The organism is Marinobacter caseinilyticus, from assembly GCF_011074955.1.
Classification (GTDB): Bacteria; Pseudomonadota; Gammaproteobacteria; order Pseudomonadales; family Oleiphilaceae; genus Marinobacter; species Marinobacter caseinilyticus.
In genome coordinates this window covers 14,159-29,978 of sequence record NZ_WUQJ01000006.1, presented here as the reverse complement: position 1 = coordinate 29,978, position 15,820 = coordinate 14,159, and the positions used below count along the sequence as shown (strand labels likewise).

At 55.4% G+C, this 15,820-nt stretch carries 6 protein-coding genes; all 6 read right to left on the bottom strand.

Features of this window, described 5'->3' with window-relative positions; translation table 11 throughout:
- Nucleotides 1-7: 7 nt before the first annotated feature.
- The 6 genes from GRX64_RS02445 to GRX64_RS02420 are packed head-to-tail and all read right to left on the bottom strand — an operon-like array spanning nucleotide 8 to nucleotide 15,820.
- Nucleotides 8-4,159 carry a hypothetical protein gene (locus tag GRX64_RS02445; RefSeq protein ID WP_166263611.1) on the bottom strand — a complete coding sequence of 1,384 codons (4,152 nt, stop codon included), beginning with the start codon at nucleotides 4,157-4,159 and terminating at the stop codon, nucleotides 8-10.
- Nucleotides 4,149-8,918: a hypothetical protein gene (locus GRX64_RS02440; RefSeq protein WP_166263610.1), complete on the bottom strand. Its 4,770-nt coding sequence runs from the start codon at nucleotides 8,916-8,918 to the stop codon at nucleotides 4,149-4,151. Before GRX64_RS02440 ends, GRX64_RS02445 begins: the two co-directional genes overlap by 11 nt.
- Before the next feature lie 7 nt (nucleotides 8,919-8,925).
- The gene (locus GRX64_RS02435) at nucleotides 8,926-9,765 is read right to left on the bottom strand and encodes a hypothetical protein (protein WP_166263609.1); all 840 of its coding nucleotides are present in this window, start codon (nucleotides 9,763-9,765) and stop codon (nucleotides 8,926-8,928) included.
- A 28-nt stretch (nucleotides 9,766-9,793) separates the two neighbouring features.
- Nucleotides 9,794-12,232 carry a hypothetical protein gene (locus GRX64_RS02430; protein WP_166263608.1) on the bottom strand — a complete coding sequence of 813 codons (2,439 nt, stop codon included), beginning with the start codon at nucleotides 12,230-12,232 and terminating at the stop codon, nucleotides 9,794-9,796.
- The gene (locus GRX64_RS02425) at nucleotides 12,229-15,465 is read right to left on the bottom strand and encodes a poly-gamma-glutamate biosynthesis protein PgsC/CapC (protein ID WP_166263607.1); all 3,237 of its coding nucleotides are present in this window, start codon (nucleotides 15,463-15,465) and stop codon (nucleotides 12,229-12,231) included. The genes GRX64_RS02430 and GRX64_RS02425 overlap by 4 nt, the downstream gene beginning before the upstream one ends.
- Entirely contained in the window at nucleotides 15,458-15,820 is a 363-nt protein-coding gene (locus GRX64_RS02420; RefSeq protein WP_166263606.1) for a response regulator, read from the bottom strand. The genes GRX64_RS02425 and GRX64_RS02420 overlap by 8 nt, the downstream gene beginning before the upstream one ends.

Below are 15,820 nucleotides of genomic sequence, written 5' to 3'. Positions count from 1 at the left end.
CGAGACACTAGAGATTCAAGCGTTCTTTTAGCCATCCACCTTTTTGCTCTTTGTTCAGTTTCTTTAATTCCAGCGCAGCCCGCTCATGACTAATACGCTGTGCCACCAAGTCCGCATAGATGCGGTTCGCGTGCTTCCTCCTCCGCACCGCTGCGCCTGGATCGAACAGTAGTTCGAGACCGTTGACCAGCTTTGTTGTAAAGGACGACTCACGGTTTGCAGTGTCTGCTACCTCTGAACGCTGACTTTTTCGTTGCTCGACTTTCGAACGGATAAGAGCGAGTTCGGCCTGAATGGGTTCAGACTGAGTGTTTGGCTGGTCCAGAGCCTGACTCAGAGCTTCCGTGACGTATTGAAAATCCAGTACACCAAATTCCTCGGAGCTGGCGAGGCCACGTGCCGCGGCAAGGGCCACAGACGTGTCGCCGTGTAATAGTTGCTGCAACAAAGCATGATGCTGGTCCCATGATTGCCAGCGGTACACAAAATCCAACCCTGTGCCTTTGATGTTCTGCATGCCAATGGTATGACTAAGCAGGCCAGGTGGCGTGCGCTGCACGATTGCTTCCACAACGTCATCGCCACTGGCGTAGAAATCCCAGATCACCTCGATGCGCTTCTTAAACCAAAGAGTTGTTTGGTCTCGTAGCCGCTTTGCGCCGGCCTCAGGCCCATTACGTAATTTCTCGGAAAGTTCAGTAACCTCCTGTAATTCCTGATAATCACGCGTGTACTGTGCCAAAAGTGAAGCGCTTTGATCGGTGGTTTTGTGGTCACCGTCGGGGTTCAGTCGGTCCCTGAGCTCAAGGATAGCGGGCAGCGGAGCGTCATCAGGTACCCTATGGTCCTGGGCGCCCACGCCGTTCAACATGGCATTCAACCTCGCCCGGATAACCAGCTCATCTGCTGGCACCCTGAGCTGGTCGCACAGGACACGCAATGCGTCTCCCATTTCATCAGGTGTCATAGACGCGAGCCCCATCAGATCCAGTCGATGGCCCCAGGACTCCTCGATATAGCTGTTTAATCCATCCAGATTGCTGCCAATCAGAAAATGCTGGTCCGCTCTCACCTCCGTAGCCAACATTTTGGCGAAGACTTGCGAGCGAGGAATGCGATCTGCGCGGTTGTTAATGACCGTCGCGATCCATTGGTCAGGATGCTCCGTCAACGTCAGTTGCGTGAGGCCAAGGCGCTCCCAGTTGGCAAGAGCCGCGTGACGTTCGTTTGCGGACATGCCATTGATAAACCGTATTTTCCTGCCTCTGACGGGCGCAATGGGATACACCTTGAGAACGCCGAGATCCGCAACAACCCGATCGGCCATTTCCTTCACGGCGAAATCCGTCGGGATGCCCATCTCTTCCGCCATCCGCATGACCAGGGCAATGTTTGTGGGGTGCTCCTCATACGGAAATCGGTCCAGCACGTCTGCCGGCAGAAGATCGCCCGCACTCTCATCCACTTTGATGATGGTGGTGCCTTTATCCCGAGCGCCTTCGCTGAGGAAAGGGTACATATTGTGCTCGGTGGTAATGAGCTTGCCCTTTTTGGGAATAAACCTCTGCATGACCTGAGGAATATCGATGCCCGCGGGCCCCTGAATGTCCTCATGATCCGGATAGCAGTTTGTAATGGTCGAAAGGTCATCCCGCATCCACTGTTCTTGCAAAATCTGAACGTAGCGTGGCGTCAACCCCATGCATTCCCAGAGAAAAACATCCACATTGAACTTTGCCGAAAGACGTACCAGGTCAACCTGTTCCCAGATGGACGCTTTGTCATACGGCCGGAAAAGAAACATCTCCCGCAGCGGCCGGTTTGCTGGGTTGAATAGGAACATGGCCTCGCAGCCGGTCGTCTTCGACAATACACTTAGGCCAAGCGCATTCAGAAGGGCGGCTTTCAAACGCTCGGTACCAGATTTGCCCCGGGTTCCCCAGCCACCGATAACCAGTGGCAGTTTGAGTCGGGCCTGTCGCATCAGACCGGATGTGATCAGGTGTCGACCAAAGAAGAGTGCCGCCAGGCCCCCAAGAAACAGCAACAGTTGATGCAGACTGTTCTCATAGACAGAGTAAAAATAACTTTTGAAATCAGTCCAGATGGCCGGTAGAGGAATTGCCGCCATACCAGGGAAAAACCGTCGTACCCGCTGATCGACCTGCTGACGCTCGCCAGCGTTTCCGTTGTCGGCGAGATAGCCCTCGATTTCAAAACGGAAGCCAAAGCGTTGGAGGGCGCCGAGGTAGGCTTCTGGCGGCAAGCCGCTGTGTTCTCGCCAGTTACGCGTTTCACTCAGCGCGGCAAAACGCAGGCTAATATTCAGCTTGGCCCATAGTCTGCGAAATAGCCCTTTGGGTGGGTATATTCTGGTGATGCCCTCTGTGGTGAAGAGGCTGAGCGGGCGGGTGGGCCAGCCCTGATCAAGGGAAGACAACACATGATCCAGCAGCGGCAAATACGGGCGCCAGTTTCCCTCCTCAGGGATGTGCAGCGGTTCACCGGGCACCTTGGTTTGGCTCAGTTCCGACAGGTTCCAGCCAGGCACTTGCAACAGCCCGTAGTAAATACGTCCCCGGGTGTGATTGTAATTCTGGCGTTTGTCCGTTGCACTGGTTCTCAACTCGTGGACGAAACGCCAGAGCCGGAATCGATAACCATGGCCCTTGGTGAATTTAATACGGCGACTTTTACGCTGAATGTCGAAACCAAACTGGCTTTCCGTCCTGGTCGCCAGAAAGCGTCCCAGGTCTTCGTCCGTGCAATCGGAGTCCAGGTGAATCCGGCCTTTTTTCTGCCAGTTCGTGGTGTCCATAATCTCTTCGGACACCGCCGGGATCAGTCCCGCTTGACTGGCGGCCCATAAATGTTCGCGACTTTGAGCTACCCAGCGGCGAACTTTGGTTTTGGGGTGGTGCTGGGTCAGACGGTCCAGCGCCCCGGTTAAAGCAGAGAGCTCGTCCGCGACGTCCGCACCTTCCCCACGGGCTTTGACGTACCAGGCTGGCAGAGCCCGAAGAGTTTCTCTCAGAACCAGATCGGTTTGTTCCGGTGCCAGATGTTTCAGAAGCACCTTGTGTGCGCCCAGCTTGTTGCCTTTGGCAAGAGGCATTTCGCAGATGATTCGGATCAGTAGGGCGCGCGCACCCGGTCGGATTTCATTTCGGTCCAGCATCTCGACAAGATGCCCGCAGGCGGTGTCAGGGATTTTTGGCAAGGACCTTATCAGGCACTGGCGGACATGCTCGCTCGGGTCGCTCGCGGCCAGCCAGAGTATTGATTCCACTGCCGGGTGATCTCCCAACGCGACGAGGTGGGCAACAGCGCGGCCGCGAAAGAAAAGGCTGTCACCGGGTTCCGCTTTTTCGAAGCGTTGCCTGAGCACCTCAAGTGCGGCGTCAGTGTCCAGAAGTAGGGCGATATTCAGGCCCTGGGTTCGCAACCAAACCGGCTGGGCAGGGTCGCTGAGTAGCCGATAGCAAAAGTGAACAAGCTGGGGGCCAAGCCATTGCTCCTGAGACCCGGAAGCGCTGAGAATGAACGTTTCAATCCAGCGCAGTGTCTCCAATACCACCCGGTAGTCACCGCGATAGGCAATCAGGTTTTCGATCAGATTCTCCCGTTCGACTCTTGCTGACAGGGCATTGGTGGTGGTCGATTGGCGGTAGTTTCCGAGAAAATGGCCGGTGTTGGCATTCAATCGTTCCAGAGCAAACGCCAGCAATCGCTCCTTTTCGGCCAGCAGTCTGGTGTAGCGGTCTTTCAGAGCGTATTCATCGAAAAACCGGGACATGGCCGCTCGGTCTCTGCGAAGACCCGACCGCGTCTGTCCGAGGAAGGCCGCACATGCCAGCAGGTGATGTTCCTTGTCGCGACGGGTAGCCGCTCGCTGAATGCGGCCCCAGTAACGCTGAAACTCGGCTTCAAGTTCGCCGATGGTACCGAGCAGGTGATCGCAGAAATAGACCAGGAAGAAACACATTTCCTGGGATAACCACTGGCCCTGTTGAACTCCGTCTGGCCGGTTTTCCTTGACGACCCAACGGTCAAACTCCTGACGGAGCTCAATACCCAAAGAACGGTAAACCTGGCGCCACAACGGGTCCTGCCCGAGCGCCAGAAGATGCTTCGCGTCTATCGTGAAATCATTCTTCATGTTCAATGTAATTCAGGTAGTTGTGTTGGACACGGTGGTTGGCCACTGCATGCTCGCGCGCACTGAAGGAGAGGGATTCAGGACGAAAATCACGAAGGCGCCTCGCTCCGGGTCGGTCCCACTCCAAAGAGACGGTAAACCGGAGTTCGTCTGTATCCACGTCATACCCGAAGCCGACTCCGGTCTCCCAGCGTTGGCCTCCGGCTTGCCATGTGAACCAGGATGCGTTGCCCTCGACCAATGTTTGAGACCGGGCCTGGCGGCGATCGTCGTCGGCTTGTAACCAGCGGGTTTCAATGCCAGCTTGCAGCCGGACCTGATGCCAGTATTGTTGCCAGCTGAGGCCGAGGCTGAATCGGTCAGGGTCCGATGGGTTCAGGTTTTCATTGCTTCGAGCGCTGAATATGGCACTGAGTTCAGCATCATTGTAAGGCGAGTAAACGAGACTCTCCTGCAAATCCAGCCCCCTGCGATGATCCTGTTTATAGCTGCTGAATACATCGCGGTCATACGCTGCATTGGTGCCCGTTTGCTGTTCGCTCAACCAATGGTGGAAAAAAGTCACACGGTGCCTGATATCCAAGGCGTCACCGATGTAAAAATGGCCCTGGGCGTAGGCGCTGACGTAGGCGCTGCTGCCGGAGGTACTGGTGTCGCTGTCGGTCTGCCAATGGCCGTTAAGCATGGCGCCCAACCGCCAGTGGCGACGATCAGGACGCCAGGTTAGCCAATGTCTGCTGCCAACGACCTGTATGGCTGTGTCCTCATGTAAGCGTGCAAAACCTTCACCTTGCCAATGCAGTCGCTGGTTTTCATAGAGCCTACGGTAGCGATAACCGGCTTCAAGGAACTTTTCTCGTTCCCTGTCCGCACTGTCAAAGTCGGGCCGCTGCCGGAATGCTGCGAAGGCACCGTGGGTGCCGCTATCGTCTGATTGCGCCGTAAACGCATCGTATACCAATGCCACGTCAGCATTGCTCACCTGCGGAACTTCAGGCGTGTTGTTCGTTGTCACGTCCGGCACATCGGCCTGGGGCACGCCAAGTAACTTGCGTTTTGGCTTGTGTCGAAGGGAATAGACTCTGACGTACTGGCCTTTCAAGACAGAGAGAGTGAATGATTTATATCCCGACTCAGGGCGGTAGAAGTACTGGCTGTGCCAGTTGTCGCCGTCGTAAGATTCAACGCGAAGCCACGCAGGTTGGTCCAGATACAAGGTCAGGGGATCTGCCCGGGTAACCAGGTGATAGTAGCGCTGGCCGCTTTCAAACGCCGTTGTCCAAGTGTTGGCATGCTCGCTGTCGCGCAATTCCAGGCGGGCAAAAACCCAGTGTCGGCTGGTGGCGTTATCGAGCTTCAGCGTTAGTTTGTGCACGCCTGGGTCAAGACTAAATGGGAGCGACCGTATAGGGTCGCTTGGCGACAGCTCGATGCGCCGAAGCCTGCGGTCGTTTTCGCTCACGATGACGGTAATCGGTGGAATTTTCTGATAGGCAGGCCTGTCGAGACGCAATTGCAACCGGTACTGGGTGGTTCTTTGGGGGTTAAGCTGGATACCACGACTGTTACGGCCAAACAACAGCCTTTCTCCATCGCCCGGGGGCTGACCAAGCAACGGATAACGGGTTTCCAGAAAATCACTCTCAGGTAACCAGCCATCGCTTTCAAACCCAACAAGCCCCGCGCTACGGGTGATCAGCTCTTCCTGCTCCCAGAACTGCCGTTCATTAATGTTGGCCAGCAGTTTCTCAACTCGGGGATTACCGGGAAGCAGCGCCCCCAGATTATTTGCCTCGGCAATCAGCTCAGGTTGCTCGTGGAAATCAGCAGTACCCAGAATCCCAGCCAGTCTCGATTCAATCAGAGTCTGGGATGAATACTCGGACACTGGTGTGTGTGTTTGCAGGGCAGCGGCGGGCTCAAGACTGAGTAACGTTCCTACAGAAACGCTGACAGGCTCCGAGCTGCTGTGCAGGCGGGCACAGAGACGGGCAATGGTTTCCGCAGCCGGGGCTACCTGTTGCCAGCCATTGGCAGTACTGGCAATGACGTCGCCATCACGGATTCCCACGCTCTGGTCATACTGTTCCTTGAAGGCGTTGCATTTGAGCGCGCTGGAGATTGCCCGGTCCGATGTCGTGTAGTCCGCCACCAGCCGCTCGACTCCGACTAGCGCCGGTTGCGAGCGCGTCTGGATCTCTAGCTCGTGGTGTCCTTCGGACAGTGCCAGGGTGATGAAATCCTGGCTGCCAACGTCGGTTTTCGGCGATCCCTCAAGCCTCAGCCTGCCGTGAACCTGACTGTCGAGTATTGGAATCCTGTGAACTTGACCGTTGTGGGTCAAATCCAGCCAGTCATCCATCGACTCCGCCCTGGATCGATGCAGCAAGTTGACCGACAAGCGCAGTTTGGCTGGGCCATTGACCGTCAGCATAAGGGGGATATCCGGCCCCGCCTGGTGACGGGTGAACAGCCGCTCAAGTTTCGGGTTCCATACCTGGCGCGTGATACGGCGAGAGGAAATAAGCTCACCGGCATTGACCCAGACTGGCGGCAGTGCCTGCTCATCGTGCGTTGCTGCGCTCGAGCCGCTGGTCAGAAAGTCAGTCACTGCCAGCCAGTCCGTGGCCCGGCCCGCTGAGCGGTTGAGATGGTGAAGCCGATCCCGGTATGTTGGTGTCAGGCGCTGTTGCTCGATGCCAAGGGACAATCGCAGGGACTCTTTCAAAAAGCCCTCGACATAAAGTTGCTCTACCAGTTGTATGGCGATTTCAGGGTCCCGGGTCGCCAGATATTGATTGGCCAGCAGAGTTTGCAGGCCGAACGAGGAAGCCGCTGACTTGTAGTTTTCCACCAGGAAGGCATAGGCGCGGTGTCTCAGCGCCTGCTCTTCAATACTCTGGGTTTGGCCCTCGTCGCTGGAGTAGACCAGTGCGCCCTTGGCGAGATTTGTCGCCAGCCCTTTTTCTCCCTGATCAATGAGTTTTTCCAGCTGAGCAAGCCGCATGGAGGCATTGGCAAGTTTGTACATAGGCGGTGAGAGGTCATCGGCGAAACTTGCCGATCGCCCCTGCAACCAATGCCGCAATAACGAGCTGTCCTGCCAATGCGAGGCGTCGACTGACGTGGGGCGGATGTCATTAATCCAGGATTCCGCAACGAAGGAGGGATCTTGGGATTTGGCATAGCCCACCAATTCGGTAGGCACCATTTGAGGCGTCGAACGCTCTTCCACCTGCAGACTGAGGCTGACGCCGGGTCGGTCGGCGGAAACCTCGATCAGGCCAGCGCCGGTCTGTAAGCCGAGCCGAGCCTCGCTGACCAGCAACGGATTAGCAGCCCGGCCGGTCGCAATGGCCAGGCTATCTTCGCGGTCCAGAGCCGTCAGGGGTTTCAGGCGCAGATCAGGCCGATAAAGCAGCGTGTGGCTGAGATCACCGGTGCGTATGGTAATCTGAGTGCCGGGTTCTGCCGAAACCAGCCGTACTTTTAGTTCGCCTTTCGGGGAGGTTCCGGGAACCGAGAAGGTGTGTAACCGATCGGCAGCGTCAAGCCGAACAAAAGTGTCGGCGTCCCTCAAAGGGCTGGACGGTGCCATTGGCGTAAGGTAGGTATCTAAATCCGTTTCTGGGGTGATGAATCGTGCTGTCATGAACTCGGCAGATTCGGCCTGCACAGCGTTGTCCGGCCAAAGGTCGCGAAAATAATGATAGCGGGGTCCGTCAATGACAGAGGGCTCTCCCCACAGAGTGAACTCATTCTTCATCGGCTCAGCATACGACTGTTCCGCGAGGAATTGGGCCACTCGATTCTGCTCTTGAGTCTGTCCGCTGATCAGGCTTTTCGCCAAATCTCGGTCACTTACCTGCCAGGGCATCGAGTCATCAAGAAGGACGTGATCCGCAATTCGACGTACCTTGAACCAACCCCGGAAACTGGGCATAAACTCGATTTCAACGCTTTCCTCTGGAATGTTCAGATATACCCGCTCAGAAAGACTGAGCGTGCTGTACTGATCACCATGTTCAAAGCGATGGTCTCTATCCGGCCGAAAATGCAGAGCATACCGTCGCGACTGGCTTTCCCCCAGTTTGACGTCGATGAAATCGCGCCTTGGCAGCGGCCCGTCGGTCAGGGACTGTCTTAATGTCAATTCGAGTACCTGCGGTCCCTCTAGTGAAAAACGAACACCAGATTCGGGCAATGCGTGGAATGGTTGCCAGTCCGCCTGAGGCGACTGGTATATCAATGTGGTTTCCAAGTGATCGGGCTTAAGGTCAGCCCAGCGCGGCAGGGGATTTGGTGCTGCCCGAGTTCCTTTCATCAAGATAGGGTTCACCGGAGTATCACTGTGGTTGTGAATCCAGATCAGGCGATCGGCCACCATTGGCCGTCGGGATATAAGCGACCTTCCGGAAACCGCCTGGACCATCGGCAGAGGGTAGTATAATCCCAGTGGGTCCGACTGCATGACCCGTAGATTTGCCGCCTCTGCCGGTGCCATCTGATCCAGCCGTAGCACCGCATTTTCATCCAGCAGGAACCAGACTCCGGAGCCTGGCTCAACAAGCACCTGGTTGGTGCCTGCCGCTTCGCCAGTCATGGGGCTGCTCTCAGGGGTTCTTTGCCACTCTGAGAGTGTTTCCCAGATCAGGGGTGCTTGTGCATAAGGTGCCCAGGCATCCCGCTTGGATGCTGCAAAACCTTCACCCGTCAGCGTTATCGTCAGCAGAATGACGGTCAGTCGTGTAGCGTTCATTCTGTGTTCAATCCTGTGGTGTGATGCATGCCGTAAATCTTGTCATGGTCTCAGGGTTGTTGATCAGTGCCTTGCGCACAGAGTGCGAGAGTTCCATGTGAACAAATATCGGTTTTCCCAAAGCATGCAAAAGCTGACCCTGTAGATTCCGAGTGCCACCCAGTTCACCGGTATCTTCCGGGAATCTGAGAACTCTCCAAGGTGTTTGCTGGCTCAGGCAATCAGCGATCCGCAACATTTCGGGCTGAGGCGCAGAGGCGCCACTGCTGATGATGATATCGGACGCTCTCGCCACTGCAGATTTTCGTTTTTCAGCGGAGTATCCGTGAAGCTGAATGATCGTGACTTTCCCGAGCCCCAACGCGACCGCGCGGGTCAGCGAATTAAATGGCGAATTGGGAATGTGGGCCAGGTCCGATGGTGGCGTGTCCTCCCGGCGATCTGTATATCGGTGGCTGCTGTTGAGCGCCAGGATTTTTCCGTGCACCTGCTCAAAAATGGCTCGTGCGATGGTGCCCGTATGCCGGTCGTAAAACTGATGAGGCGCCTGGATGACGAGTCCACCTGCGGATAGGGTCGCGAATCGATAATAGCCCCAGCCACGGGATTCACGGTCCACTAGGTGAATGTTTTGCTGGTCATCTCTGGACACTGTGAAGCCCAGAGATTCGGCCCGGCTGGTCAAGGTATGGTCACGGCTGTTGGGCTGCAGCAGGTCTGAGAATAACGATTCCAGGGACGTCAATTCATGATACGTCGGAGCGATGAAATGTTTCTGATTTCGCTGGTCTGCGAGTGGCTCCGGGATCTTATCCACTGCAATGCCCTGAGTTGAAATCAGCATCATTGTTGCTGCAAAAAGATACCATACTGTCTCATTCCTCACTCTGGGTCTCCATAAAAAAACGATAGGGTGCACGCTCACCTTCGAGGATCTGGTAAGCGGATACCAGCAGCGGCTCGGCCTGGTCCCCGTCAATGGTTATCTGATAGCGGCCGGGTGGCAGGTCTTTGCCTAGGGGAACCGCGACACGGACTGGCTCGCTCCAAAGGCTCTGCCGGGTGCCGAGACTGAGCGTCTGGTCGCCGGAAGGCGCCAGTGTGTATTCCCGATTCAGGAACGTGTAATCCGACATCATCGAGCTTGACTGGCGAGAGAGGCCTGATATCCGGACCCGAACGTTTGCCTTTTCAAGAGCAGGGGGAGCAAAAAACTGCAGCGTAACGACCTCCTCTCCGGTGGTTTTGTTCACATTGAAGCGTATGCCGTTCCCCGGAATTTCATAAGCCAGCCGGCGCCTGTAGCTGCCCCGCGCCAGGTTATGATTGATATACCAGGTGCCTTCTGCTTTGGTGGTGATTTTATGGTTGCCCGCGGTTAAAACAGGTAGCGAGAAGTGGCCCTGTTTCCCGGCAATTCCCCGTTCATACCAGGCCTGACCATTTTTGAAAAATTGAACTCGTGTTGGCGCTCCGTTTTGTCGGTGGAAGATAAGCTCCGGACTGAACGATACGCCCTGAATGCTGGAATCGAGTGTGAGAGTGAGCCCGCCCGACTTGGGCAGCAGACTGAATACGGAACTGCTTGCTCGGTCTCGCAGGGGCGTCCCGTATCCAATCGGGTAGAGCACCTGCCGCTGTGGCATCGGCGCAACGGTACTCAGCGGCTCCCACTCGAAGTGGCCTTCGGCAACCTCGGTATTGAGATCAATGGGTTGATGGAACCATTCAACCAAATGCCGGCGTTTCGATCGCATCAACTGATCTGCATTAACAGGTTGAGCCAGATACCAGTTCGGAACTCGGGCATCGGTGTCCTGCCAGGGCCGAAGTTGTTCGGGGAGTTTACGGGTAATGGCTTGGTTGAGGGGGCGATGGTACACGGCGACTAACGCTGCTCCGTCCGCTTCCAGGACCATTTTACGGGCTGCTGCCGGAGCGGCGAAATAAATTCCGGAGGGTTCTGAAAGGACCGAAAGCGCTGGGGCCGCTGCCAGCCGCTGAAAGCCAGTTGTGGTGTCGCTCAACGACAGCGAGCTTTGGCTGAGCACCTCTTCATTAGCATTCAGGAAACGAATAAAAAGCCGGCTTGCCGGTTGTCCGCCCTGCCCAGTGAACCGGCGGACATCAATCCTGACAGGTTGAAGCTGACCGGTCTTGTCATTGAGATGATAGTCAAGGGAGTTGAACGGCGAAGCCTGATAGGTCGGCAGCAACATTCGATCTGGGGTGATTTCCCGGTTCGAACCCACTTTGAACAGCCGTGCAACCACCGGCTGATTGGGACGAATCTGCAGCAATCCGGGCAGCAGTTCTTTCTGCCAGATTGCCGGTACGTCCTCGGCGGTGAACTTCATCGTGCGCTGCTCCAGAGTGTCATTGGCCTGGTACAGAAGCTCTGCCACAACGGGGCCAGTCTCCTCAGCAAGGTCCAATGGCATTATCTCCAGTCGGTACAGGGATGCGCCCGCATTCACAACAGGCATTGTAATCCAGTGATTTGCATCGGCGTAAAGACCCGGTGGCCGAAAGGTTGCCGGTGGTTCCGGCGGTTCCGGCGGAGCATCAAGCAGGTAAAGAAAATCCGTCTCGAAGGTTTCACCGTCGATACCTACCGGTCCAAGCGGGTTCCAGCGGTCAGACGTCCGGTTCAGAATCTCGGCGTTGGTCGCCAGATAATGTGGGAATATCAGGCCGTCGAGCATTTCCGCCTTCTGGCTGTCACTCAGCCGTTGCCAGGCCCTCGCTGCCCGGGGGGGATTAAGGGTTTCGAGGGTGGCAAGGCGGATGCCGATCCGACTGTCATCTGTGGGCGTGTCGACGGGCTGGAATCGAATGCTATTAACCTTTGTCAGCTTGCTCAAATCAATAAAAAGAGTCTGGTCCAGAGTGGCTTGATGGCTGAAGTCCGCGTAAAAACGGCGTTGAAATGTTCGCCCGTCGGCCAGCGTTGAGGTCCCGGGCAGTGCCGTTTTGTAGTGATAGGTTCGTTCACCCAGTGTGTTGCCTTCTTCGTCCATTAGCTGATACCGGAGAGAGAAAGGCGGGGCGTAATCGACCGGGTATTCACCGGACGGCAATTGAACGTGCGCGAGAACCCGAATCGGAGTCTGACTGGCATTTACAGAAAAGGACGTCCATTGGCTTTCCCTTAGCCAGAAGACCTTGGCGGGACGCACTTGCTCCGGAAGATTATCAACGGATTGCTCGTCGCTGAACCACACCGTCTCAACCCAATCTTTTACAGGCATGAGAAGCCAGACAAGCCCGGACAGGAAGACACAGAGCAGGATGATGCGGCCGATCACTCTCATTCTGACTGACTCCAGATCAGAAACGTTTGTCGGCTGCGGGCAAAAGAAGACGCCTGATCGGCGATCGCTTCAATGCCTTGCTTGCCATTGCTCAGGTCAAGGGTGCCTGCCTGCGCAGGCTGAAGGTTTGCAACCAACACCAGCCTTCCTTGTGGGTCGCTGATCAGAAGAAAGGCCTGCAATGTGTTCGGGTCAGTAATCCGCAACTGTCTGAGCCGCGGGAACATGGTCTTCGCAGTGCTCAGGAAGGTTACATTTTCGCTCTCGATATAGGCCTTTATCAGCGGCTTCAGTCGATCTGCGACGGAATTAATCTCCACCGGTGTCGGTTTCAACTCTGCTATCTGTGGACCAATGGGCGCTTCCATCGTTTCGATGCCAAGGCTCCGAAAACGAGCGGATTCCCGAATATCGACGGCGGTCGCCTGGAATTGTCGCCGCGCCTCAGGAGCAACCCACAGAGTCATCATCTGTTTGTTCGAGGCTATCGGTAAATAGAGCAACTGGGCATTGACAGGAACCTCGTAACCCCGGGTCTGGAGCTTGCCCTCTACCATCACGGTACTCACTCCCAGACTCTTGAGGGTGCTCAACACCGGGGTTGACCAAAAACCAACCGTGTCGGGGTAGTAGCCGGCCAGCATGGCATCGGCCGAGGTGCCCGCCAAGGTGTCCGCATCGCCAAAGCCCCGGATCTGGACGGCAGCCAGTGGTGATTCCCCGGCCTCACGAAAAAGCACCTGATAAACCAGATTAAACAGACTCTCTTTATTGGCCGAGGCGGTTAGATGGCTACTGCCATCTCCGTTGGCGTAGGTGTGTGCGCCTCCGATCATCAACACGCTTGCCTTCAACTCCTCAAAGAAAGTCGTGCCCAATTCAAATGTGTTCAACTCATTGAACGGGTGGGGAACCTGTATGATGAAAGGGGAGGCAGCACCCAGCCGGAACACGTAGGTCCCCCAGAAACGACGCTTTGTGATTCGAGACAGTGGCTCATGCAGAATCAGGTAATCACTCTGGCTTTGCGGGTGGTGATAGTGGATCAACTCGTAGTTGTAGGTCTGCGCAAGTAATGAGAGTCTGGTAAGTTCGGCGCGGAAGTTTCCCCGCCAGCCTTGAGAGAGGTTTTGCCGCGCGAGATAAGTCAGTGGCGAGACAATCAGTTCGTCAAAAAATATCAGCGCGCCAAGTTCCGGCGTCTGGTACTTGTTCGATCCACGCTCCGCGATCAGGGATTTGCTCTCGGTCAGCCAGGTTTGCAGATACCCATCGATGCGACGTTGATCGCTCACAGAAACCAATGAGTCTAGGTCGCGATATTCCGCCCATTGCTTTATAGCGAACGGGTTGATGAACAGTTCGGCAAAACCGCCTTGCACCGTGTCTCGCTGTCGATTTGGAAAAGGTGCCGGTTGCCAGGTCACCGTCAGCTCGTCAACACGCTCTCGCATCTGAGCAAGGTTCAGTCCTTCAGGAAGCTGTCGGGAAATCCAGAGCTGAGCGGGTGTATTGTCCAGTGACAGGATGGCGGGTGACCGCTTGCCTAGTAGCGCCCGGGTATTCGCTGACGTGTAGGTTCTCAGCTGAAACGTGTTTTCTCGTCCGAATATCTGATGAAAAATCTGAAAACTCGTTGCCGGATTGAGCAGCACATCACTGGCACCATCGCTATTCAGATAACGCCTGACGCCGGCAACCGCAAGTGTTTTGGGCGCGTTCTGAAGCAACATCCAGATCGCTGTTTCGGCGGCAATGGTTTCGTCCAGGGCGGCAGGAACTTCCAGGGCCAGAGGCGAATCAGAACGCAGGTTAATCACATACCAGCCCCAGCCGCGGGCAGAAGCTTGCTCACTCACCACCAGATACCGGCCGTTAATCAATTCAAGCTTCCAGCCCGCCGCACCCAATACGGATGTCGCTTGCTGAAGATCGTTGGCCGCGCGGGTGTTCAGGTAGCGCTTGAGGTGTTCAAACCCGATTCTGGTTTGATCCAGCTGCAGGGCAGTGGGTGGGACGTAATTGCGGCGACCATCCGATTCGAAGGATCTGGCCAGTTGACGATGGAAATACGTCAGGGGCTGCTGGCTGTATACGGGTTCAACCCTGGAATCCTCCGTCTGTTCTGGCAGGAGAAAACTGGGTTGTGGTAGCAGAGTCAGGCTGAAGCCAATCGCGGATGCTATCAAAACTGCGGTCAGAGACGTTTGAATGGACGCGCGGGTCAGCAGAACCGCGACATTTTTCTGGTACATCTTCAATGCCATCAAAGTGGCCAGAAGATACCCGAAACCGTAGTAATCCGTGATCTTTGATTCAGGTGACCAATCAAGCAACGCAAAACCAAGAATGATTTTATAGACGAAACTGATTGAGAAGAATAAAAGCAGTTGCCGCGCACCCTCGATATTGTGGTTTCGTAGCCATGGAAATCGCAGCAACGCTCTTGCTGCGAACAACACCACGAACGCTTCAACGAAGGTGGCCAGAAGCTTGCCCGGCTGATACCACTGCAATGCCAACAGTGAAGGTATCAGTATGCCGTTATACTCCCATCCGTATTTCAGGTTCATCCTCGATGCAATAAACGCCGATGTAAGAAGCAGGATGTATGCCTTTGGACTGGCCAGGATTGAGCTGGCCAGATCCTCGTACATGTAGCTCAGGGTATTAATATTGAAGTTGGTCAGTTCCATCAACACGAATCTGACGATGATGTAGGTGATCGACAAATAGAGGAAAATGGCGACTGTGCCCTGTCGAAAACCACCGTTCCAGAATTGATTCGCAATCAGTGCCACAATAATCAGACCAAAACTGTGCAGGTTGCTCTGGAAGTCGTAATCGATCCCAGCTCGCAAACTCAGAAAGTCTCCCAACTGAGGCAACAACGACGCGTCGAAGACGATTCGTACTAAAACACTGATAAGCACGAGGGCAAAAAAACGGTCCCGGCCAAACAACTCGCTCAGTCCGAAGCGTTTAGGCAAATACTCGGCCAGCAAGCGACCGAGGCAATAGGTCACCACGCCCTCGAGCAGAACAACGCCGGCACTGATGGGGCGGACCAGAAGTAGAGGAATGAGGTAACCTGGTACAACCAGTCCTGAAAGTGTTGTGCCGAATCGTAGATTCAGGAATGCGACAACACAGACTCCCACCCAGACGGTGGTGATGACTGAACTGGCCAGACCGCCCGGCGGAAAAATATTTAACGGAAGCCAGTCAGTCATTCACAAGCGCTTTCAGTCGGGTGGCAAGTTCTTCCAGGCGTTTACTGGATAACGGTTTAATAAAATGCTCCGCAACGCCGAGGCCCTCAAGTTTTTCTCTGAGGCTTGGGTCATCGGCCCCCGACAACGTTACAATTCGTGTTCCTGGCCGGTCTGCTTTGATCCACTCAATGAAACTGACACCGTCCATATTCGGCATAATGAGGTCGCATAGGACGACGTCAAACTCGACACCAATCGATTGCGCCTGCAGACCATCCTCTGCTTGAATTACCGTGAATCCCGCCGACTCCAAATGGGAGCCCAGAAGCACTCGGAGCAATTCGTCATCCTCAATTAAAAGAACCGTGGCCAT